General features: G+C 72.5%; 19 protein-coding genes and 1 pseudogene. 7 read left to right on the top strand and 13 right to left on the bottom strand.

The annotated features are described in order from the left end of the window. Positions 1–33: 33 nt before the first annotated feature. Together J2S57_RS31385 and J2S57_RS31380 are read right to left on the bottom strand one after the other, a co-directional pair. Positions 34–156: a hypothetical protein gene (locus tag J2S57_RS31385; RefSeq protein WP_307249610.1), complete on the bottom strand. Its 123-nt coding sequence runs from the start codon at positions 154–156 to the stop codon at positions 34–36. Further along, positions 156–1547 carry an FAD-binding oxidoreductase gene (locus J2S57_RS31380; protein WP_307249609.1) on the bottom strand — a complete coding sequence of 464 codons (1392 nt, stop codon included), beginning with the start codon at positions 1545–1547 and terminating at the stop codon, positions 156–158. The genes J2S57_RS31385 and J2S57_RS31380 overlap by 1 nt, the downstream gene beginning before the upstream one ends. A 448-nt stretch (positions 1548–1995) precedes the next feature. On the opposite strand from J2S57_RS31380, the gene J2S57_RS31375 reads away from it, so the two are divergent. The 4 genes from J2S57_RS31375 to J2S57_RS31360 all read left to right on the top strand — a co-directional run bounded on the left by J2S57_RS31375 (position 1996) and on the right by J2S57_RS31360 (position 7915). Beyond that, positions 1996–3249, top strand: a complete 1254-nt coding sequence (locus J2S57_RS31375; RefSeq protein WP_307249608.1) for a toll/interleukin-1 receptor domain-containing protein — start codon at positions 1996–1998, stop codon at positions 3247–3249. A 287-nt stretch (positions 3250–3536) separates the two neighbouring features. Beyond that, positions 3537–4970, top strand: a complete 1434-nt coding sequence (locus J2S57_RS31370) for a helix-turn-helix domain-containing protein (RefSeq protein WP_307249607.1) — start codon at positions 3537–3539, stop codon at positions 4968–4970. Between the two features lie 421 nt (positions 4971–5391). Continuing rightward, complete coding sequence (locus J2S57_RS31365; RefSeq protein WP_307249606.1) at positions 5392–5994, top strand: TetR/AcrR family transcriptional regulator; 603 nt, start codon at positions 5392–5394, stop codon at positions 5992–5994. A 52-nt stretch (positions 5995–6046) separates the two neighbouring features. Then, positions 6047–7915, top strand: a complete 1869-nt coding sequence (locus J2S57_RS31360; RefSeq protein WP_307249605.1) for a pyridoxamine 5'-phosphate oxidase family protein — start codon at positions 6047–6049, stop codon at positions 7913–7915. Position 7916: 1 nt separating this feature from the next. Here J2S57_RS31360 and J2S57_RS31355 read toward each other — a convergent pair whose 3' ends face one another. Beyond that, the gene (locus J2S57_RS31355; RefSeq protein ID WP_307249604.1) at positions 7917–9122 is read right to left on the bottom strand and encodes a glycoside hydrolase family 53 protein; all 1206 of its coding nucleotides are present in this window, start codon (positions 9120–9122) and stop codon (positions 7917–7919) included. A 180-nt stretch (positions 9123–9302) separates the two neighbouring features. Here J2S57_RS31355 and J2S57_RS31350 point away from each other — a divergent pair, with 180 nt between their 5' ends. Together J2S57_RS31350 and J2S57_RS31345 are read left to right on the top strand one after the other, a co-directional pair. After that, complete coding sequence (locus tag J2S57_RS31350; protein ID WP_307249603.1) at positions 9303–10547, top strand: esterase/lipase family protein; 1245 nt, start codon at positions 9303–9305, stop codon at positions 10545–10547. Positions 10548–10637: 90 nt separating this feature from the next. Next, complete coding sequence (locus J2S57_RS31345; RefSeq protein WP_307249602.1) at positions 10638–11210, top strand: dihydrofolate reductase family protein; 573 nt, start codon at positions 10638–10640, stop codon at positions 11208–11210. Here the strand turns inward: J2S57_RS31345 and J2S57_RS31340 are convergent. Together J2S57_RS31340 and J2S57_RS31335 are read right to left on the bottom strand one after the other, a co-directional pair. Then, on the bottom strand, positions 11207–11344 hold the full coding sequence (locus J2S57_RS31340; RefSeq protein WP_307249601.1) for a hypothetical protein: 138 nt from the start codon (positions 11342–11344) through the stop codon (positions 11207–11209). The two genes, J2S57_RS31345 and J2S57_RS31340, sit on opposite strands and share 4 nt — an antisense overlap. A 17-nt stretch (positions 11345–11361) precedes the next feature. After that, on the bottom strand, positions 11362–11742 hold the full coding sequence (locus tag J2S57_RS31335) for a hypothetical protein (protein WP_307249600.1): 381 nt from the start codon (positions 11740–11742) through the stop codon (positions 11362–11364). Between the two features lie 42 nt (positions 11743–11784). Here J2S57_RS31335 and J2S57_RS31330 point away from each other — a divergent pair, with 42 nt between their 5' ends. Continuing rightward, complete coding sequence (locus J2S57_RS31330) at positions 11785–12396, top strand: glycoside hydrolase domain-containing protein (RefSeq protein WP_307249599.1); 612 nt, start codon at positions 11785–11787, stop codon at positions 12394–12396. On the opposite strand, the gene J2S57_RS31325 is transcribed toward J2S57_RS31330, so the two are convergent. From J2S57_RS31325 to pelF, 8 genes and pseudogenes are all read right to left on the bottom strand, one after another. Continuing rightward, positions 12381–13166: a helix-turn-helix transcriptional regulator gene (locus tag J2S57_RS31325; RefSeq protein ID WP_307249598.1), complete on the bottom strand. Its 786-nt coding sequence runs from the start codon at positions 13164–13166 to the stop codon at positions 12381–12383. The genes J2S57_RS31330 and J2S57_RS31325 overlap by 16 nt on opposite strands. Before the next feature lie 59 nt (positions 13167–13225). Next, positions 13226–13612: a nuclear transport factor 2 family protein gene (locus J2S57_RS31320; RefSeq protein ID WP_307249597.1), complete on the bottom strand. Its 387-nt coding sequence runs from the start codon at positions 13610–13612 to the stop codon at positions 13226–13228. 30 nt (positions 13613–13642) lie between these two features. Further along, positions 13643–14320, bottom strand: a complete 678-nt coding sequence (locus J2S57_RS31315; RefSeq protein ID WP_307249596.1) for a spherulation-specific family 4 protein — start codon at positions 14318–14320, stop codon at positions 13643–13645. Further along, positions 14317–15183 (bottom strand): NAD-dependent epimerase/dehydratase family protein, encoded by an 867-nt coding sequence (locus tag J2S57_RS31310; protein WP_307249595.1) that lies wholly within the window; start codon positions 15181–15183, stop codon positions 14317–14319. Before J2S57_RS31310 ends, J2S57_RS31315 begins: the two co-directional genes overlap by 4 nt. Positions 15184–15341: 158 nt before the next feature. Next, positions 15342–16043 (bottom strand): annotated as a pseudogene (locus J2S57_RS31305) (nucleotidyltransferase family protein); the annotation flags it as partial. A gap of 28 nt (positions 16044–16071) precedes the next feature. Further along, the gene (locus J2S57_RS31300) at positions 16072–17076 is read right to left on the bottom strand and encodes a GDP-mannose 4,6-dehydratase (RefSeq protein WP_307249593.1); all 1005 of its coding nucleotides are present in this window, start codon (positions 17074–17076) and stop codon (positions 16072–16074) included. Between the two features lie 82 nt (positions 17077–17158). Continuing rightward, entirely contained in the window at positions 17159–18661 is a 1503-nt protein-coding gene (locus J2S57_RS31295; RefSeq protein ID WP_307249592.1) for a hypothetical protein, read from the bottom strand. Further along, a complete protein-coding gene (gene pelF, locus J2S57_RS31290) occupies positions 18658–20187 on the bottom strand; it encodes a GT4 family glycosyltransferase PelF (protein WP_307249591.1) in 1530 nt (509 codons plus the stop codon). The genes J2S57_RS31295 and pelF overlap by 4 nt, the downstream gene beginning before the upstream one ends. Between the last annotated feature and the right edge of the window lie 149 nt (positions 20188–20336).

Below are 20336 nucleotides of genomic sequence, written 5' to 3'. Positions count from 1 at the left end.
CTGAACACCGGCCGGGATCCGCGCCGCCCGCGACTACCGCGGGGGCCAGGGGCGGTACATCGAGATGTCCACCTCGTCGTGCTCGCGGGAGCGCCGGGTCACCAGCACCCCCACCGCCACGGCCAGCACCGCGGCCAGGCCGAGAACCTTCTTCATCACTGCGCCCCCTGCGCCTGGTACACCGTCTTCTCGAAGAGGTCCATCGCCTGCGCCTGCGGATCGTACTTCGCCTTCAGACGCCGGTAGTCGGCCCCGTTGTAGGTCTCGTCGAACTCGGCCCGGGTCAGGAACGTCGACGAGTACAGCATCTTGATCCCGCCCAGCTCGAGGCACTTGCGGTCGACGATGCGGGTCCAGGTGAACGGCTCCATCCCCTCGGGGCGCCGGACCTGGCAGTAGGAGCCGAGATTCAGGTACAGCTCGCCGGGCTTGACCGGGTACAGGGTGGCCTGGCCGGGGCTGCGGATCGGGATGACCGCCCACGGCCGCCCGCCCAGGTCGACGTGCTCCAGGCAGAAGCGCACCAGTTCTTCGGCGTCGTCCCAGCGCACCTGCCAGTCCTGGATCAGGGGCTCCACCTGCGGGTCGCCGCGCCCGGTGCGCTCCATGTACGCGGTCTTGAGGGCCGCGAACCGGGTGTAGAAGCCCGACGTGCGCATGCGGGCCGGGGCGTAGCGGCGGAACCAGTCGTAGACCCCGCCCTCGGGCACGTTCCAGAACCAGTCCGCGTCGAACCGGAAGATGTAGTCGAACGTGGACAGGTGGACGTCGGCCTGCTCGTCCACCAGTCGGTAGTAGAGGTGCTTCCGGATGATGTCGTCGGTCGCGACCGGGCCCCCGACCATCCGCCCGGTGGAGAGCCGGAAACGCCCGTCGCCGTGGAAGAGCCCCTCGACGAAGTCGATGTCGTCGCGCTCGGTGGCGGCCTTCATCGCCTGCAGGAACTCACCGGCCGTGCCGAACGACTCGTTGCGCAGGTGCACGTAGCCGGGAGCCGGCTGCAGCCGGATCCGGGCCCGCAGCACGTAGCCCAGCGTGCCGTAGGAGTTGGGCAGCGCGTGGAAGAGATCGGCGTGCTCGTTGTCCGCGTTGGCGGTGACGATCTCGCCCGAGGGCAGCAGCACGTCGGCCTCGAGCAGGCCGTCGTGCACGAAACCGTGCCGGAAGCCGGTCGACTCGACCCCGATGCCGACGATCGCCCCGCCCACCGTGATGTGCTTGAGCTCGGGCGTCACCAGGGGCAGGAAGCCGCGCGGCAGCGAGTGCCGCACCACGCTCTCGAAGGTGGTCAGACCCCCGACGTCCATCGTGCGGGCCTGCGGGTCGAGCCCGATGACGACGTTGAAGTCGTCGAGGCTGACCCGCCGGACCGGGCGGTCGGAGGCCCGGGGCTGGTACCTGAACAGGTTGGAGATCGTGCGTTTGTGCAGCCTCAGCTGCCCCTCGCCCGGCGTCCACTGCTCACGCAGACGCTGGACGCTGGTCTCGTAATCGGTTGCGGGGCGGTGCAGAAGAGCTGCGACGAGATTGCTCCAGCGTTCGGTCATGTCCTGCCCTCCGGCGAACGGTGCGCGCTGATTCCCGACAAAATGGACCGGGAGGAAGTGTATGCCGCGCAGGGCCCGCGCACCCGCTTACCGGCGGGGATGTTTCCGGGAACCGCGGTTGCTCCAGGCGGCCGTGGGTGTTTCGGGGGACGCGGTACCCGGCGGCCCGGAACGGCTCGTACCGCTCGGCCCGGGTCGGCGGGACGTCCGACCCGGCCGCCGCCGCGGTGACCCGCTCGGGCTTCGTGGTGGGAGAAGTCGAAATACGTTCCCTGGCGCACGGTCCCGGCCTTGGTCGGCAGCGCCACCCAGGGGCGTCCTGATGCCCGTCCTGTCAGCCCTTTCGGCCCGGTGGCGGGACGGGCGTCCGGTATCGCGCGCTTTCGTCTAAACTGCTCGGTTCGTGCCGCCGTACACGAAAGCGGGGGCACCGTCGAGGGGGCGGTCAGTGGCGCGCATCTTCATCACCTACCGCAGCGAGGACCCGGGCTGGTCGGTGGTGCTCGACCGGGAGCTGGGCAAGGTCTTCGGCGCCGAGCAGGTGTTCCGGGCCAGCCGCACCATGCAGATGGGTGAGTCGTTCCCCGAGCGGATCCGCCGGGGCGTGAGGGACGCGTCCGTGCTGCTGGCCGTCATCGGGCCCCGCTGGCTCGAACCCGGTGAGGACGGCCGGCGCCGTATCGACGACCCGGACGACTGGGTGCGCCGCGAGATCCGGCTGGCCCTGGAGAGCGGGCTGCTGATCGTGCCGGTCCTGGTGGACGGGGTGCGGCCGCTGATCGCCGAGGACCTCCCGGCCGACGTCCGGCCGATCGCCGACCGGCAGTACATCCGCCTGGGCCACAAGGAGGCCGACGCCGACATCGGCCTGCTGATCGCCCGGCTGCGTCAGCGGGTGCCCGAGCTGGAGCTCGCCCCGGCGCGCGCGGCCGAGACGCCGGCGCTGTGGCTGGTGACGGCCGGGCTGGCGACGGTGCTGCTGTCGATGTGGCTGCCCTGGGTGGACGGCGAGCGGGTGGTCGAGCTGGGCTGGACCGAGTGGGCCTACTCGATGTTGTTCCCGCGCGGGGTGCTGGCGCTGGCCGGGCTGGGGCTGGCCCTGCTCTGGTTGCTGCGCGGGCAGTTCGAGGCCGTGGCCATGGGGCTGGTGGGCGTCGCCGGGTTCCTGGCGGTCGTGGACCCGCTGTGGGTCTGGCGCGAGCTCGTCGAAGATCCCGACGAGTACGTGTACACCATCGGAACCGGCTTGTGGACGTGTGTTCTGGCCGGTTTCCTGCTGCTCGGCGCGGTCGGGGCCTGGGCCCGGCAGCTACCGGCGTCCGAGCTGCGTCACGGGCGCCGGGTGGTCACCGCCGTGGCGGGTGCCGTGCTGATCCTGCTCGGGCAGCTGCTGGAGGTCGCGAGTCACCACCATGGGTTCACCACGTTCGTGGCCGCGGCCGTGGTGACCGTCGCCGCTCTTGTCCTGGTCCCGGCGCGCATTCCCGAACCGGTTCGGGGAGCGGCCCTTTCCGGTTTCACGATGCTGGCCCTCGTCTCGGTGGCGGCCGCCGTGAACTACGTCGCGCTGCATCACGACTACGACGCCTCGCTCACCGACTCGATGGGCCGGATCGTGCTGAACGTGGTCTCGGCGCTGGGTCTGTGGATCGCGCTGAGCCGGCCGGCGCGCGTCCCCGGGGCACCCCAGCGAACTCGCTGAGCCTGCCCCGGGGACGTCCCCTCCCGGTCGCTCCCAGCCTCGCGCGGGAGCCCGAGCGAGGGCCAGGGGTTTCCCATTGCCCGGGGCAGGTCGGCCCGGCCCCGGCGGAAGGCACTGGGAAACCCCTGGTGCGGTGCGCGGGCCGCGCGCACGATCGTCATCGACAGCCGGGCGCCGGGAACCGGACGGATGTGTGCCGAGATGACTACCGTGATGAACGTCGAGAAGATCCAGGATCCGTGCCGAACGCACGACTTCACCCTGACCGCAGGTGACCGGGAGCGCTCATGTCGTCAGAACCGAGCTCGCAGGCGCCGGCCGGAGCTGTCGTTGCTGTGGGCGCCGAGATCCGGCGGCGGCGTCTGGCGGCCGGCTGGTCGCTCGGTGCCCTCGCGGCCCGCGTCCATTACACCAAGGGCTATCTCAGCCGGGTCGAGAACGGCAGCAAGACGGCCAGCCCCGAGCTCGTCCGCCTCTGTGACGCCGCGCTCGGCGCCCAGGGACAACTGCGGGCCTGGGGCGAACCCGCAACCGCGACCGAGCCGGGTGGCCGGGCCGAGTCGGGTGGCCGGGCCGAGTCGGGTGACCGGGCCGAGTCGGGTGACCGGGGTGGGCCCAGCGGCACGTGCGGGTCGGGTCCCGGCGACGCCGCCACCTGGGCCGCACCTGACACCCGGGCCGCACCCCGCACCGTCGTGGCCGGCGCGCCGGACTGGTTCACCGAGATGACCGGCGACCGGCCGGGTCTGGGCCGCCGCGAGGTGCTCGCCATCGGCGGGTCGCTGCCGCTCCTGGCCGTGGCCGCCCCGGCCCCCGCTGCCGACGGCACCGTCACCGCCGCCTTCACCGTGATGCTGCAGCAGCTGCGTCATCTCGGCCAGAGCCAGCCCCCGGGCGTGCTGCTGCCGATCCTCGACGCCCAGGTCCGCAGCCTGATGTCCCTGGCCAAGGCCGCCCGGCCGGCCGACCGGGCCCCGCTGCTCATGCTCACCTCGCGCTTCGCCGAGTTCACCGGCTGGATGGCGCAGGAGTCGGGTGACGACCGGGCCATGGCCCGCTGGACCCACCTGGCCGTGCGCTGCGCCGACGCCGCGGGCGACCGGGAACTGGCCGCCTACGCCCACATCCGCCACGCCAACGCCGCGCTCTACCGGGCCGACGCCGAGACCACCGTCGACCTGGCCGCCCGCGCCGCCCACACCGCTCCGGCCGGTCCGGGAGGCCGCCGCATCCAGGCCCTCGCCCGGCAGCGCCAGGCCCAGGGGTACGCCCTGCGCGGCCGTCACGACGACTGCCGCCGCGCCCTCGACGAGGCCGACGAGCTCTTCGAGCAGCTCACCCCCGGCACCTCGGGCACCGTGCTGGGCACCACGACCGTCGCCGATCCGGGCGACCTGGTGCTCGGCTGGTGCCTGCACGACCTCGGCCGCTCCGAAGACGCCGTGCCGGTCCTGCGACGTCACCTGGCCCGCGTCCCCGCGGGCGCCGCCCGCGCCCGCACCCGCGTCCTCGGTCGCCTCGCCCTGGCCACCGCCGGCGCCGGTGACCCGGCCACCGCCTGCGTCCTGGCCCACGAGGTTCTCGACGACGCGGTCTACGTCGACTCCGCCACCCTCCGGCACGACCTGCGCCACCTCGGCGAATCCCTGAAACGCTGGCGCTCGCGGTCCGACGTGCAGAGCGTGAGGCCGCGTCTCGTCCAGGCCCTGGAAGCCTCCTGATCGAGGCGTGCGCGCAGGACGCCGTCCAGAGCTCGCCACCGGCCCGGTGCCGGTGTCCACGCCCGGCGACCACCTCGTCCACCATCCCGGGATCCTGACCACCTTCCTGCTCGAGAGGCCGGCCTGGCCTACCGGGCCCGGGGCGGCGAGGCGCAGCACGACCCCCGGGGCGCCGAACTGGTGCGCCAGACCGAGCTTCTCGCCCAGTCGGCCGCCGCCGTGCGCGACCGGGTGGGTCCTCACGTCCCGGCCTGCCGGGGATCGAACTCGCCGTCGCCCAGTTCACCTGGACGTACGGGAGCCCGCCGGCTCGTCGATCGTCCGTCAATGTCCGGTCGGCAGGATGAGGAGTGCGCCCGGCTAGTTCTGTACTTTGAAGTCCATAACGAGTAGCGTCAGGGCTCGAGCAGAGGAGTTCCTGATGGCCCGCCCCCGCACGTTCGACGAGACGACCGCGCTGATGTCGGCCGCCCGCACCTTCCGCCGTCACGGCTACGCCGACACCACCACCGAACAGCTCTGCGGTGCGGTCGGAGTCGGCCGCGGCAGCCTCTACAACGCCTTCACCTCCAAGGACGAGCTGTTCGTGCGGGCGCTCGGCACCTACCTGCGGGCCCTGGGCGAGATCCAGCGTCAGGTCCTGTGCAGTCCCGGGCGCACCGGCGCCGAGCGTCTGCACGACCTGCTCGAGGTGGTCCTCGGGGAGGAGGCGGAGGCCGCCCGCGACGGGCACGCCGCCGGCTGCATCAGCGTCGCGACCCTGATGTCGCCCGACCTGCGCTCGCGCGACGCGCGCATCGGGGCGCTGCTCGACGACGACCGGCGCCGCCAGCACGCCTGGGTCGCGCAGGCGGCCCGCGACGGGCAGGCCGACGGCTCGGTCACGTCCGACGACGATCCCGACGACATCGCCTGGGCGGTGTCCGGCCTGATCTCCGGCATCCGGGTGAACGCCCAGGCCGGAGCTCCGGTCGCTGTGCTGCGCCGCACCGTCGCCATCGGCCTGCGGGCCCTGCGTCCCTGACCCGACCACCTAGTCCTCCCGTGAGAAGCACGATCAGGAAGGCCGATCCGTCATGACCGAACTGTCGACCGGTGGCTGGCACGCGGGTGAAGAGGCCGTGCACCGGCTTCTGGAGGTGCCCGACGAGGACGACCCGACCGCACCCGGCCTGCCCATGGCCTACGGCCGCTGGATGGCGCAGAGCCCGCTGCTGGCGCTCGGCACCGTCGGCGACGACGACCGGGTCTGGACCACGGTTCTCGGCGGCGGGGCCGGGGTGACCCGGCCGATCGGGGACGACCTGCTCGCCTTCAGCTCCCCGGCGAACCTGGACTCCGGGCGGGTCGCGTTCGACCCGGTGCTCGAGGCGCTCTTTCCCGCCGGTTCCCACGACGGGTTCGATCCCGGTGGGCGCGGCAAACTGGTCGCGGGGCTGGCGATGGACCTGGAGCAGCGCACGCGGGTGAAGATCGCCGGGCGGATGCTGCGCGGGGTCTTCCGGGAGCGGAACGAGGAGCAGTCGCGGGTGGACGTCGCGATGGCGGTCGCCGTCGACGGCACGCTCGGGAACTGCCCGAAATACCTGAACCGCAAGACGGTCTGGGCCCACGAGGCGTCACCGCGCCTGGTCAGTGACCGGCTGCCGCTCACGCCGGAGGCCGTGGACCTGATCGGGCGGGCCGACATCTTCTTCATCTCCAGCCGGCACGGCTCGGCGAGCATGGACACGAACCTGCGCGGGGGAGCGGCCGGGTTCGTGCGGGTGTTCAGCAACTCCGGCGACCCCGGCGACCCCGGCGACCCCGGTGACCCCGGCAACTTCGGCGACGCGGGCGACGGGGGCGACGAGGGCGACGAGGGCGTGACCCTGGTCTACCCCGAGTACTCCGGCAACCGGCTCTACCAGACCCTGGGCAACCTGGCGTCGGATCCGGCCGTGGGCCTGACCTTTCCCGACTTCGTCACCGGTGAGGTGCTGTACGTGTCGGGTCGGGCGGAGATCCTCGTCGGTGACGACGCCGCCGCGGTACTGCCGCACAGCAAGGTCGCGGTGCGGATCCGGGTGCAGGCCGCGCGTTTCGTGGACGACGGGCTGCCGTTCCGCGGGCGCCTGCTCGACCCGTCGCCGTACAACCCGCCGGTGCGCAGGCTGGCCCGGGAGCTCGTGGGCGGGGCCGGGGAGCAGGTCGCGGCGCCCCGGGCCACGGCGAGCCTGGTCGGCAAGAAGGAGGTCACGCCGACGATCTCGCACTACACCTTCCGTCTGGATCCCTGGCTGCCGTGGCATCCCGGGCAGCACGTCACGCTCGACTTCTCGGCCCAGCTCGACCGGGGCTGGTCGCACATGCGTGACCACGACCCACGCTCGCTCAACGACGACTACGTGCGGTCGTTCACCGTCTCGAGCGTCCCGGGCGCTCTGTCCGAGAACGAGTTCGAGATCACCGTGCGCCGCAATGGGCCGGTCACCCGACGCCTCGCGTGGTGGAAACCCGGCCTGACGCTGACGGTTCCCGTGCTCGGCTTCGCGGGAGGCGAGGAGGTGCGCTTCGCCGACGACGGCCGGGACGTCGTGGTGGTGGCCGCCGGGGTGGGGATCACACCGCTGATGGCCCAGGCCCGGGCGGCTCTGGATTCCGGTGCGCGGCTCCAGGTTCTGTGGAGTCTGCGGGCGCAGGACCTGCCGCTGGCCGTCGAGGTCCTGCAGCGGGTCGAGGGTCTCGGTGCCGTCACCCAGCTGTTCGTGACGCAGTCGGCCGGCCGTGACGTGACCGCACCGGCCGCCCGTGTCCACACCCGCAGGATCCGGGAAGACGATGTCCGGGCCGCGGGTGCGCAAGGGCACCGGAGGTTCTACGTCTGCGCGGGACGGGCCCTGCGGCAGTCAGTTCTGGAATGGACCGCCGGTGAGGACGTCCGCTCGGAGGACTTCGACTACTAGGCTAGGGCCGCCGGTAGGCCCGGATCGAGGGCAGGGCGCGGCCGGTGAAGTCGAACTGGGTGAGGTTGTCGTTGGGCGCCCCGGCACCGGGCTCCCAGCCGACGCCCGGGATCCACTCCGGCTCCCAGGCGAGGAACCCCAGACCCTGGCCGCCGGGAATGCCGGTCAGCACGTCACGCAGGGCCTCGTAGAAGCCGGCCTGCCCGGCCGGGGTCGCCGGAAAGCGTTCCACGTCGGGCAGTCCCGAGGCGTCCGTGATGAGGTTCTCGTAGCCGTCACCGTCTTCGAGCGTCCACGGGTAGCTGGTCTCGGCCACCAGAACCGGCTTGCCGTAACGAGTCACCGAGTCGTTCAGATTGGCCTGCAGGTCGGCGAGGGAGCCGTGCCACATCGGGTAGTACGACTGGCCGATGATGTCGAAGGGCACCTGCCGGTCGACGATGTTGTCGAAGAACCACTGCGTGTCACCGAGTTTCCCGCCCCGGTCGATGTGCAGCATGATGCGCGGCGGCCGCCGCCCGGCTCCCTGACGGGCACCGGTGATCCCGGCCTTCAGCAGGGTGGTGAACTCGCTCCAGCGCTGCGAGCCGTCGGCCGGGTAGAGCTGCCCGACCGGCCACAGGATCCCGGCCGTGATCTCGTTGCCCATCTGGACGATGTCGACCGGCGTGCCCTGGGCGGCGAAGGCCCGCACCAGGTCGCGCGTGTAGGTGCGCACCTTCTCGCTGAGCTCGGGCAGGGTGGTGGGCCACCCGGCCGGGATCGGCTGCTTGCTGGGGTCGGCCCAGAAGTCGCAGAAGTGCGGGTCGAGAACGATTCTGAGCCCGGACCGATGGGCCCGCCGGGCCAGGAGCAGGGCCCGGGTGCGGTCGGTGTAGCCGGCCGGAGGGTTCACCCAGACCCGGATGCGCTGGTAGGTGGCTCCGGCGTCGGCGAGGATGCGCTCGGCCGGGCGCACACGGCCCTTGAGGTCGCGGTAGGTGACGCCGACCTCCTCGAGCTGGGGCAGGAACGACAGGTCGGCCCCACGCACGCTCAGCGCGGTCGAGCCCCGGGCCTGGGCAGGAGCCGCGGCGAAGCCGGTCAGGGCCAGGCCGCCGGCCGCCGCGGTCAGCACCGTGCGACGGGTGACCGGGCCAGATCCGTTCTGCGGCGGGGTATGTGGCGACCCTGAGGCGGTGTCGTGGGCGGCGCGGGGTGAGGGCATCGATGACCTCCGGAGGGCGCGCGCCGGATCCGGCACGAGCGGGGGACGGGGCGGTGTGACCGGTCACAGTCCATGGGCAGGCGCCCGAATTGTCAAGGGTCCCACGGCGAGGCGCGTCAGATGGAATCACTGTGTGTATAAGATCATCAGCGCAACGTAGTCAATCCGGGGGGTTGAAACGTGACGACACAGCAGGAACAGCAGGACGAGCAGGGCATCATGACCGAGCTCCGGGGGGCGCCGCCGATCGTGCTGGCGCCGACGGTGAGCGGCGGTACCGGCGAGCGGCCGCCGGAGCCGGACGAGGTGTGGCGGCTGGACGGCGGCACGGCCTGGGTCTACCGGGCCCCGGGACATCAGGGCCTGCAGGCTCCGGTCATCATGTCCGACGGGTTCAACTCCGGCCCGACCTCGCCCGAGTTCCTCTGGGCCGGGCTCGAGTTCGGCCGGTTCCGGCTCCTGAGCGGTCTGCGGCAGGCCGGTAAGGACGTGGTGCTGCTCGGCTACGACGAGCGCAGCGCCTCGATCCTCGACAACGCCCGGACCGCGCGGGAGGCGATTTTCCGGGCCGTCGCCTCCCGTCTGGGGTCCGAGCCGCTGGCCGTGGGGGGCTTCAGCATGGGCGGCCTGGTCACCCGGTACGCGCTGGCCAAGATGGAGCACGACGGGATCGACCACCAGACCAGCGTCTACTGGAGCTTCGACAGTCCGCACCGGGGCGCCTGGATCCCGCTCGCCCTGCAGGCTTTCGCGCACTACGTCCGCAATCTCGATCCGCGCTTCTCCGACCAGATCAACAGCCCGGCCGCCCGCCAGCTGTTGCGCTGGCACCTGGCCGAGTGGGACGCGGCGCCCGGCGTCGCGCCCGAGCGCACCGCGTTCCTGGCCGAACTGGAACGGGTCGGCCGGTGGCCGCGCCGGCCGCGGCTGCTCGGCCTGGCCAACGGTGTCGGTTCCGGTGCGGGCAACGGGATCCAGCCCGGGCAGGTGGCTCTCGAGGGCAAGGGCCTGAACATCCTCGGGACGTCGCTGAACACGCAGCCGGCCGGCGACGACCAGCTCGTGGCGAAGCTGCGCGTGCTGCTCAACGGCAGCCGGGAGGTCTCCACCTCCGGCCTGCCCGCGATCGACGGTGCGCCCGGCGGCACCCTGGAGGGCTTCGGTATCCTGGCCGACCGTCTCAACCAGCTCAGTGCGTGGGCCGGCCTCAAGGTCGCCGCCCCGATCCGCTCGCACTGCTTCGTCCCGTCCGTGAGTGCGGTCTCGGTGCGGGACTTCGATACCGAAGACGATCTCTACACGATCGTCGACGACATCGATCCTTCCTACGGCGACCTCGACGACTTCGTCCTCGCCCGCGAGAACCAGCTCCACGCCCAGGTTTCCGAAGAACTGGGGCAGTGGCTGCTCGACCGGCTGGGGTGATTTCCGACGGGCCGACGGTGGACGCGGTGGTGCACCACCGCGTCCACCGTTATGTTTTCGTGAGGTGGAGGAACGGGACGGGAGCAGTCGATGCGTGAAGTGACGTACTACGTGGCCACGAGCCTGGACGGGCGGATCGCGGCCCCGGACGGTGCCTGGGACGCGTTCCCGATGGAGGGCGACCACATGCAGGCCCTCATGCACGAGTACACGGACACCATCCCCACGCACATTCAGCAGATGCTGGGCCTGACCGCGACGAACACCCTGTTCGACACCGTGCTCATGGGCTGGAACACGTACACCCCCGCGCTGAAAGAGGGCATCGACAGCCCGTATCAGCATCTGCGGCAGGTCATCGCCTCACGGCGGCCGCGCGTGGTGCCGGACGGGCTGGAGGTGACGGCCGAACCGGTGCGGCGCCTGCGAGAACTGAAAGACGACGACGGTGGCGGGATCTGGGTGGCCGGCGGCGGAACCCTGGCCGGGGCCGTGCTCGACGAGATCGACCGGCTGGTGCTGAAGATCAACCCGGTGGTGCTGGGTGACGGCATTCCGCTGTTCGGTGGAATCGGTTATGCCCCGACCGCTTTCGAGCGGGTGGCGGTGCGGCCGTTCGAGTCGGGAGTGATGCTGGCCGAGTACGTGCGCGCCCGGCGCTAAGGGCTGACGGTGTGGTGTGCCATGTTCTGCCCGAGCGCGACCGGGACCACGACGAGAAACGGGCACGGGATCAGCGCCGCCACCGCGAGCATCCCCGGCAGCCACCCGAGCCGGCGGGCCGCCGTGGCGCTCATGTCCCTGTATAACCTCGTTACGGCGTTTCTGTCCGGATGTCGCAGGCCCGCGACAGCCGGAGTGTGGTGGCCACGACGAACAGGCCGACGGCGGTGAGCGGGGCCAGGGCGATCAGGGGCACGTCGTTCGGGGCACTGCCGTCGAGCGTCACCCACCAGTTGGCGACGACGTCGAGCACGATGACGACGCACCCCAGCCCGGCCCCGGCCCGTCGGCGGGTCAGCAGCAGTGCGACCACGAGAGCGTCGAGCACGACCAGCGCCAGGTAGAACGGTTCCAGCACCCGAGGTGCCCAGGCGTACACGTCGAACCCACCGCGGATCAGGTCGGCGACGTGACTGATCGTGCCGACGCAGAACACGGCCACCCAGAGGCCACGGACGATCCGGTCAGTCATGCCGCCAGTCTGCCGGAGGCCGTGGCCGGGCAGGCTGCGACCATGACGGCTGTGACGATGAAGCAGGGAATCGACTACTCGTTCGACCGCCCGTCGCCGCAGGCCGTCCGGCGGGCCGGGTACTCCTTCGTCGTGCGCTATCTCGCCCCGGAGGGCAGCGGCAAGGCCCTGACCCGCAGTGAGGCCGGGCAGCTACGGGCAGCCGGCCTCGACGTCGTCTGCGTCTGGCAGGCCTACGGCGACTGGAAGCACGACCTGAGCGGCGGCCGGGCGAAGGGCGCCGAGCACGCCACCCGGGCCGCCGAAAGACTGGCGGCCTGCGGAGGGCCGGCCGCCGCGCCGATCTACTTCGCCGTCGACTTCGATCCCCGCCCCGCTCAGCTGGACACGATCGCCGGATATGCGCAGGGCGTCGCCCAGGTGCTGGGTCTGGCGAGAACCGGCGTCTACGGCGGCATCACGACCATCACGCATCTCTTCGACCAGCAGCTGATCACCTACGGCTGGCAGACCCGGGCCTGGTCGCGGGGCCGGTGGGACGACCGGGCCCAGCTGCGGCAGGTCGAGGTGGAGAGCAGGCTCGACGGGGCGGCCGTGGACCTCGACACCGCCCACGCCCCGGACTTCGGGCAGTGGGACTACGCCGCCGTGTAGACCACGACGCGCAGGTCGCCCGGGTTGATCGTCATCACGTCGAGGTCCAGGTCGAGGTGGCCGTGCACCGGACTCGGCACCCGCAGACGGTCGGCCGGGCCGCTCTGGGCCGGAGGTGCGTCCCACAGCTCCACGAACTCGGGGCTGCGGGTGCGCAGGTCGGCGATCATCGACGACAGCTCGGCGTCGGCCGGGTAGCGGCGCGCGGCCTCGCGCAGCTCGGTGACGACGGTGGCGCGGAAACCGTCGAGCCGCTCGGGCGCCCGGAACGGGGAGGGGCCGCCCTCGGTGAAGGCCCGCCAGACCACGTTGCGGGCGCGGCCGCGTTCGTCGGGCACGGTGCAGACGTCGGTGTGCCACAGGTCGTTCGCGTCGAGAACCGTCCAGGTCGCGTCGCACACGCAGACCGCGACCTCGGTGAGCCGGTTCAGCATCCGCCGGGCCGGGGCGGTGACCTCACGCGGTACCAGGCCACCGGGTGCGGGGGAGGTGGCGAACCCGGCCAGCGTGCGCAGCCGGGCGTGCTCGGGAGAGCTCAGCCGCAGAGCCCGGGCCAGCGCGTCGACCACCCCCGGGGACGGACGGCGCCGGCCCTGCTCCAGACGTTTGACGTGCTCCTCGGACACGCCCACCAGGCCCGCGAGCTCGTCGCGGCGCAGGCCGGGCACGCGCCGCACGGCGGGTAACGACGCCGGCACCCCGGCATCTCCTGGAGTGAGCCGCTGCCGCAGGGTCCGCAGCGCGGTCCCGAAGTCGTCGTCCCGCCGCACCCGGCCATTGTGTCAGCCGTGGCTGAGGCCGGTCGGGCGCCCGTCAGCCGCGGCTGACGTCAGTCGCGCGCCAGGCGCGGCCCGCCCGGCACCGCGGCGTCGGCGGAGTCGACCGGCTCCATGTAGAACCGTGACCGGCGGATCAGGCCGTCACGAACCGTGATGACGATGACGCCCCTCAGCTCCTGCCCGGCCGCCTGCGTGTAGTGCCACTCTCCCCAGACGTCGTCGCCGACCTCGACCGCCTCGGTCATCGCGACCGTGATGCCGGGCGACATCCTGAAGATCATGTCCCAGTTGCGGCGCACCTGCTCGGGGCCGGTGAAGGACCGGCCCGGGTGGGCGGGCCACTCGCCCGAGAAGTCCGGCCCGAAACAGGCTGCCACGGCGTCGAGGTCGTGCTCGTTCAGTGCGCTGATCAGGCGCTCTACCAGTGAAGTGCTCATGGCTACGACGCTAGGGGTGGACGCGTCGTCTCACCGGGGCCAGGATGTACCACCTTCGATGGTCCACGGGTTGGGCATCAGACCGTGGCTGACCCCGGCGATCCCCGCACCCGCCGCCGCGATCCGCGCCGCGACCTCGGTGGTGGGTACGTCGGCCGGGATGCTGTGCACGAGGTGACACCGTCGCCCGGGGGAGCCACCGCTCTCGTGGTGACCCCGGTACCGGTCCCACGGACCCTCGAACGTGACCACCACGTCCGCCGTTTCGCACCACACCGCCGCAGCCGGGACCCCGGCGTTGACGACGACCCGGCTCGCCCCCGCGTCCCGCAGCCGCCCGATCAGCGTGCGGGCCTCGCGCTCGTCGCGCGGGTGCGAGGTGATCTGGTCCACGAAGACGCCGGTGATCCCGTAAAGCTCTCTCCACAGCCGGAGTTCGGCCACGAGCAGCTCGGGAGCGCGCTGCCCGTACGACGAGTCGACGTACCCGGCCAGGGGAGTGCCGGCGGCCGTGAGCGCACCGAGGGCGTCCTGGTAGACCGGGTCGGGTGCGCTGCCCGGGCCGCTGGCGACGTTCGCCACGGCGAAACCCCGGCCCAGGTCGGCACCGCCCAGCGCCCGCCAGGCCTCCGGCGCCAGCACCGGGTGCACGTAGAGCGGAACGGCCAGGCCCAGCGGCCGGGGCCGGCGTCGGAAGGGCCCGATCACGGCAGCAGACCGGCGCCGTCCAGTGCGTCCCGGACCGCCGTCTCCAGGTCGTCCTGCGCCACCCAGCCGAGCGCGGCCGCGGCCCGCCCGACGTCGGGCACCGCGTCGAGAACCGCTGCGGAGCGAGCTGATCCGGGCAGGACGCCCTCGATCAGGGTCACGTCACCGCCGGCCTGCCGCAGAACGGCGCCGACCACGTCCCGCAGCGGGTGCGAGCGCCCGGTGCCGACGTTCATCAGCCGGTGCGACGGCGGGTCCGGCAGCATCGCGGCCGCGGCGGCGGCCCGGCCGACGTCCCGCGCCGACACGATGTCCCGGCGCGCGTCCAGCGCCCCGAGCCGCACCTCGTGACCGGGGGCGAGCAGCTGGCCGATCACCGCGCCGACGAGACTGCCCGCGGGCTGCCCGGAACCGACCGGGTTGGCCACGCGCAGCACGACCCCCTCGACCCGCGGCGACTCGAGCACGAGCGTGCCCGCGCGCAGCTTGGCCCGCCCGTAGTCCGAGACCGGTTGTGCCACGGTGTCTTCCGACCAGGGTCCGGTGGCCGGGTCGCCGTACTCGGCCAGCGATCCCAGCTGCACGAAACGCGTGCCGGGGGCCACGGCCCGCAGCAGGCGCCGCGTCACCAGGACGTTGCCGCGCTCCAGCTCCTCGGGAGAGCCGCCGACCTGACCGGTGGCGTTCACCACCGCGTCCGGCTCGATCCGCCCGAAGAAGGCTTCCACGGCTCCGGGGTCACCGGCCAGATCCAGCTGGGCGCGGGAGGGGCCCGGGATGACGTCGGCTCCGGCGTCTTTCAGGGACCGCACGGTGTGGGCGCCGAGGAAGCCCCCGGCGCCCAGCACGAGAACGCTGGTCATGAAGCGGCGGCCGCCGGCAGGGAGATGTCCCACGGGGCGATCGGGGTGCTGATCGGGGCGGCGTCCGGCAGGGTGATGGTGGCCGACGGGGTGAAGGACACCGCCGTGGTGGAAATCGCCGACGGGCACTCACCGGCCCGGTGCCGGTCGGACGCGGGCAGCAGGGCCGGCGCGAGCGTGGCGAACTCCTCGTTGGCGCGGTCGTAGTCGTCGGGGCGCCCGATGTCGAGCCAGAACCCGTCGAACGCGTAGCTGGACGGCGGGGTCTCGGCCCTGAGCAGGTCGAGCACGAGGTCGTCGAAACCGAAGTGCCGGCCCGCGTCGTAACCGCGCAGGGCCGCGGTCGAGACGCCGTAGACGCCCATGCTGACCCGGTAGTGGTGGGTCGGCTTCTCGCGGAACGCCACGACCTGGTCGGACTCGATGTCCAGCACGCCGAAGTCGATGTTCACCGAGCGCTGGTAGGTGGCGATCGTCAGCGGGCGGCCGCCGGCCCGGTGGCCGCGCAGGAGCTCGGCGTAGTTCATGTCGGTGAGGATGTCGCCGTTCATCACCAGGACGTCCTGCGGGAGCTCGTCGAGCATCCGCACGACCGGGCCCATGGTGCCCATCGGGCGGTCCTCGTCGAGGTAGCGCACCCGCAGGCCCCAGCGCGAGCCGTCGCCGATGAACGAGCGGATCAGGTGCCCGAGGTGCCCGATGGCCAGGGTCACGTCGGTGAAACCCTGGTCGCTGAGCTGGGTCAGCACGATCTCGAGGATCGAGTAGCGGTCGCCGATCGGCATCAGCGGCTTGGGCAGGCTGGTGGTGTACGGGCGCAGGCGGACGCCCTGGCCCCCGGCGAGAATCACTGCGTGCATGGCGTGTTCCTTTACGAGGAGGGGGGTCTCAGATGACGTAGCCGCTGGTGCGGTAGCGGGCCAGGTTGGCCGGGTCGCGGAACCAGTCGATGGTCTGGGCCAGGCCCTTCTCCAGGTCGGTCTGCGCCGACCAGCCGGTGGCGGCGGTCAGGCGCGAGGGGTCGGCGACCAGGCGCTGCACCTCCGAGCCCTCGGGGCGGATCCGGTTCGGGTCGAGGCGCACCTCGGCGTCCACGTCCATGATCCGGGCCACGGTGCGAACCAGGTCGCCGACCGAGATCTCGCCGCCGGTACCGGCGTTGAAGACCTGGCCGAGCACCGACCCGGCGGCGGCGGTGCCGACGGTGACGAACGCGGCGGCGGTGTCCTTGACGAACTGGAAGTCGCGGGTCGGGGTGACGGCGCCCAGGTCGATGACCTTCTTGCCGGCCGCGAGCTGCGCGACGACGGTGGGGATCACGGCCCGGTTGGACTGCCGGGGGCCGTAGGTGTTGAACGGGCGCAGCGTCACCACGGGCGTCTCGAAGCTCAGGTGGTAGCTCTCGGCCAGCTTGTCGGCCGCGAGTTTGCTGGCGGCGTAGGGGGACTGGGCCTGCAGCGGGTGGTCCTCGCTGATCGGGACGGTGCGGGCGGTGCCGTAGGTCTCGCTGGTCGAGGTGTGCACGACGCGGCCGGTGCCGTGACGGCGGGCGGCGTCCAGCACGTTCATGGTGCCCAGCACGTTGGTCTCGACGTACGAGCGCGGCGCCGTGTACGAGTACGGGATCGCGATCAGCGCGGCCAGGTGGTAGACGGTGTCGACGCCGGCCAGGAACGGCTCGACGCAGCCGGGGTCGCGCACGTCACCGAGCACGACCTCGACGTTGGCCATGACGTCCTGCGGCAGGGTGTCCATCCAGCCGTAGCTGCCGAAGGAGTTGTACAGGCCCATCGCCCGCACACGGTGGCCGCGCTCGACGAGGGCCTCGACCAGGTGGGACCCGATGAAGCCGTCGGCTCCGGTGACAGCGACCAGGGTGGATTCGGTGCTCACGCTGATTCTCCTTCAGGGGCAGAAAATGTGGGACGCGCGGACTGAGGTTTCGGGGGACGGCGGGAGAGGCGGGCCTCGCCTCTCACATGTGCCGTACCGGGTCGGCCACGGTGCGACGCAGCGCCGGGGCCAGAGCGATCACCAGGGCCACGGGGGCCGCGAGCATCGCGAACGGTGAGGTCAGGAGGGTGTGTGCGGCCAGGCCGACCGCGACCGCCAGCAGCAGGCAGGGCACGACGGTGCGTACCCCCGACAGCGACGAGAGGGTCAGGGCCAGGTAGAGGCCACCGCCGAGCAGCCAGCCGGCCAGCAGGGCGACGGTGAGCGGCCGGTCGGGCAGCGCGCCGCCGGTCAGGCGGAACCCGGCCACCAGCAGGCCGGTGAGAACGGTGAGCTGGAGCAGGTACCGCACCGTGCCGGTGAGGGCCAGACGCCGCACGGAACGCTGGAACCCGGGCACCGAGATGGTCTCGTTGAGCAGGTCGAACGAGCGCCGGCGCAGCCACACGACGCTCCACTCGGCGCCGCCCATCGACCAGATCACCGGCAGCAGGGCCAGCCCGCCGGCGGCCGTGGCCGACCCGCCGAGGGCGGGCAGGGTGACCAGGACGCCGCCGGCCAGACCGTAGCCCAGGTGGAAGACCACCTCGGTCAGGTCGTGCCGGGTCAGCACCCGGAAACCGCCGCGCAGGTCGCGAATCCGCGCGCCGGCGCAGATGGCGAGCGCCGCGACGAGCACCAGGGCCACGCTGGAGACGGCCCCGGCGACCAGCACCGGGTCGGGCAGACCGGGCACCCACCGCGAGCACGCCGCCGCGACCACCCCGGGCACCAGGGCCCCGAGCACGATCAGCTCGTTGCCCAGCACCAGCACGACCGCGGCGGACGTGACGTAGACGATCTCGGCGGCCGCGATCGCGACGACCGGGGCGGACGCGCCGAGGGTGTGGGCGGCGAGGGCGAGAAGCCCGGCGACGAGCGCGGACACGCACAGGCCGAGCAGCAGGACGGCAGCCGCGGCGCGGGGGTGGCGCCGGCCCTCCAGGGAGTACCCCAGGAAGGCCATGGCCTGGCTGGCCGGCCACCCGAGCAGCATCGCCAGCACGAGCGTCACCCGGTCGGCGCCGCTGCTCAGGGCGGGCAGGCAGGCGACCAGCACCAGGCCCGGCAGTGCGAACGTCAGTCCCCGCGCCAGGTGACGCAGCGGACGCTCGGCCCACGGGTTGGCGAGGCGGCCCGGGCGCCGGTCGGCGAGACGGGGCGTGAGCCGGAACAGGGCCTCGGCCAGGCCGAAGACACCCGGGTAGCCGTACTCGCGGGCCGAGCCGTCGGTGAAGCCCGAGGCCTCCAGGCCGGCGGCGATCTCGGCGGCGTCGACCGCCGAGGTGCACAGCGCGTCGTAGTCGCGGCTCAGGCGCCGCAGCCGTTCCCGGGAGCGGCGCTCGTGGCCGTTCCAGCGGCGGTGCACGGCCGTGGCCGGGGCGCCGGCCCAGCCGGGCAGGCCCGGCAGCACGGTGCGGGCGCCGGACAGCGGGATCCGGACCGGGCCCGCGCCGGTGGGCTCCATCATCGAGGGCGCGCTCACACCAGCACCTCCCGGCCGGCCAGGGCTCCCTCACGGTCGACGCCGCTCCGGACGTCGGCGTAGATGGTGCGGAACGCGGTCAGGGACTGCTCCAGCGTGAACAGCTCGATCACCCGGTCCCGGGCGCGCGCGGCCAGACGGCGGCGTTCGGCGTCGTCGGTGAGCAGCTGCACGCAGGCGTCGGCGAAGGCCGCCGGGTCGCGCGGCGGCACGACCAGGCCGGCGTCCCCGACGGCCTCGGCCACGCCGCCGACGTCGGTGGACACGGTGGCCCGGCCGCAGCTCATCGCCTCGATCACGGTGTAGGGGAATCCCTCGGAGATGCTCGTGAGCGCGACCAGGTGACCGGCGGCGTAGGCGTCCTGCACCGACTCGACCCGGCCCTCGAAGCAGGCCGAGTCACCCAGGCCCAGGTCGGTCGCGAGCTGCTCGAGCGCGCTGCGGTAGTCCTCGTTGCCGGCCGGCGTGCCGCCGAACACCCGCAGGCGGGCCTGCGGGCAGCGCTGACGCACCAGCGCGAACGCGCGCACCAGCGTCTCCAGGTCCTTGATCGGGTCGATGCGCCCGACCCAGGCGATGGTCGGCACCTCGGGCTCGGTGTCCGCCGGCGTGAACTCGGCCGGGTCGACGCCGTTGTAGACGGTGCGGATGACGTTGTCGGGCACGCCGTCCCACGTCTCCCACCGCTGGTTGTACACGTTGCCCGGCGCGACCAGTGCCGCCTCCGCGTAGACCGCGCTGGAGAGCAGGCGGTAGAAGCGCAGCAGCAGCCACTTCACCGGCCGCGCGTAGGTCGAGCGGCCGAACGACAGGTACCGCTCACGCAGGTACACGCCGTGCTCGGACAGCACGAAAGGTGTGCCGTGGCGCCACTTCGCGGCCAGCCCGACGAGGCCGGCGATGCCGTTCGAGACCAGGTGCACGACGTCGGCCACCGGCGGGCGGTGCTCCAGGGGACGCAGCATGTGGGTCAGCAGGCGGGCCGCGGTCACCGCGTCGGCCACCGTGGGCACACCGCGCTCGCAGCCGCCCCAGTTGACGGCCAGTTCCTCGGCGGGCCAGGCGTCCATGAGCACGCTGATCAGCTCGGGTGAGAGCAGGGCGCCCTCGAGGTCGTGGTCGGGGGCGATCCGGGCCCAGGTGCGCAGGGCCGAGCGGAACCGGTCCCCGGCCAGCTGCAGGTCGGGCTCGATCAGGGCGTGCACGAGGTCGTGGGCCCCGGCGCGGGCCACCGGGTCGAGGTCGCCCCGCACCAGCGGGCGCACGGCGTGGCGCCGGCCCGGGCGGAACCGGCGGGCGAACCCGGTCCGGCCCACGGTGCGGCGCGCCTCGCCCCACATCGGCAGCGACCGCACGGCGCCGACGTTGCCGGGCAGGTCCCACTGGAGCTTCTCGGTGCCCGTCGCGGTGAGGGCCACCACCTCGAAGTCGTGTTCGGGCAGGCCGCGCACCAGCTGGTCGCACCAGGTGCTGACGCCGCCGTGCGAGAACGGGTAGGAGCCCTCGGTGATCAGTGCGATGCGCACCCGTGGGCTCCCCTCGTCCGTCCTCGTCCGCTCTCCGGCCTGCCGACTCAGAGTGAGTGACGGCAGCGCAGGGTGGCAATGCTCCAGTGAGTTGCTTCATCACAGCTGACGCACGGAGTCACCGAACGCAGGATCTGACTACCTGGTGT

The organism is Kineosporia succinea (assembly GCF_030811555.1).
GTDB classification, from domain to species: Bacteria; Actinomycetota; Actinomycetes; order Actinomycetales; family Kineosporiaceae; genus Kineosporia; species Kineosporia succinea.
The sequence above is the reverse complement of the archived record's forward strand: the minus strand, read 5'-3'. Positions and strand labels throughout refer to the sequence as shown.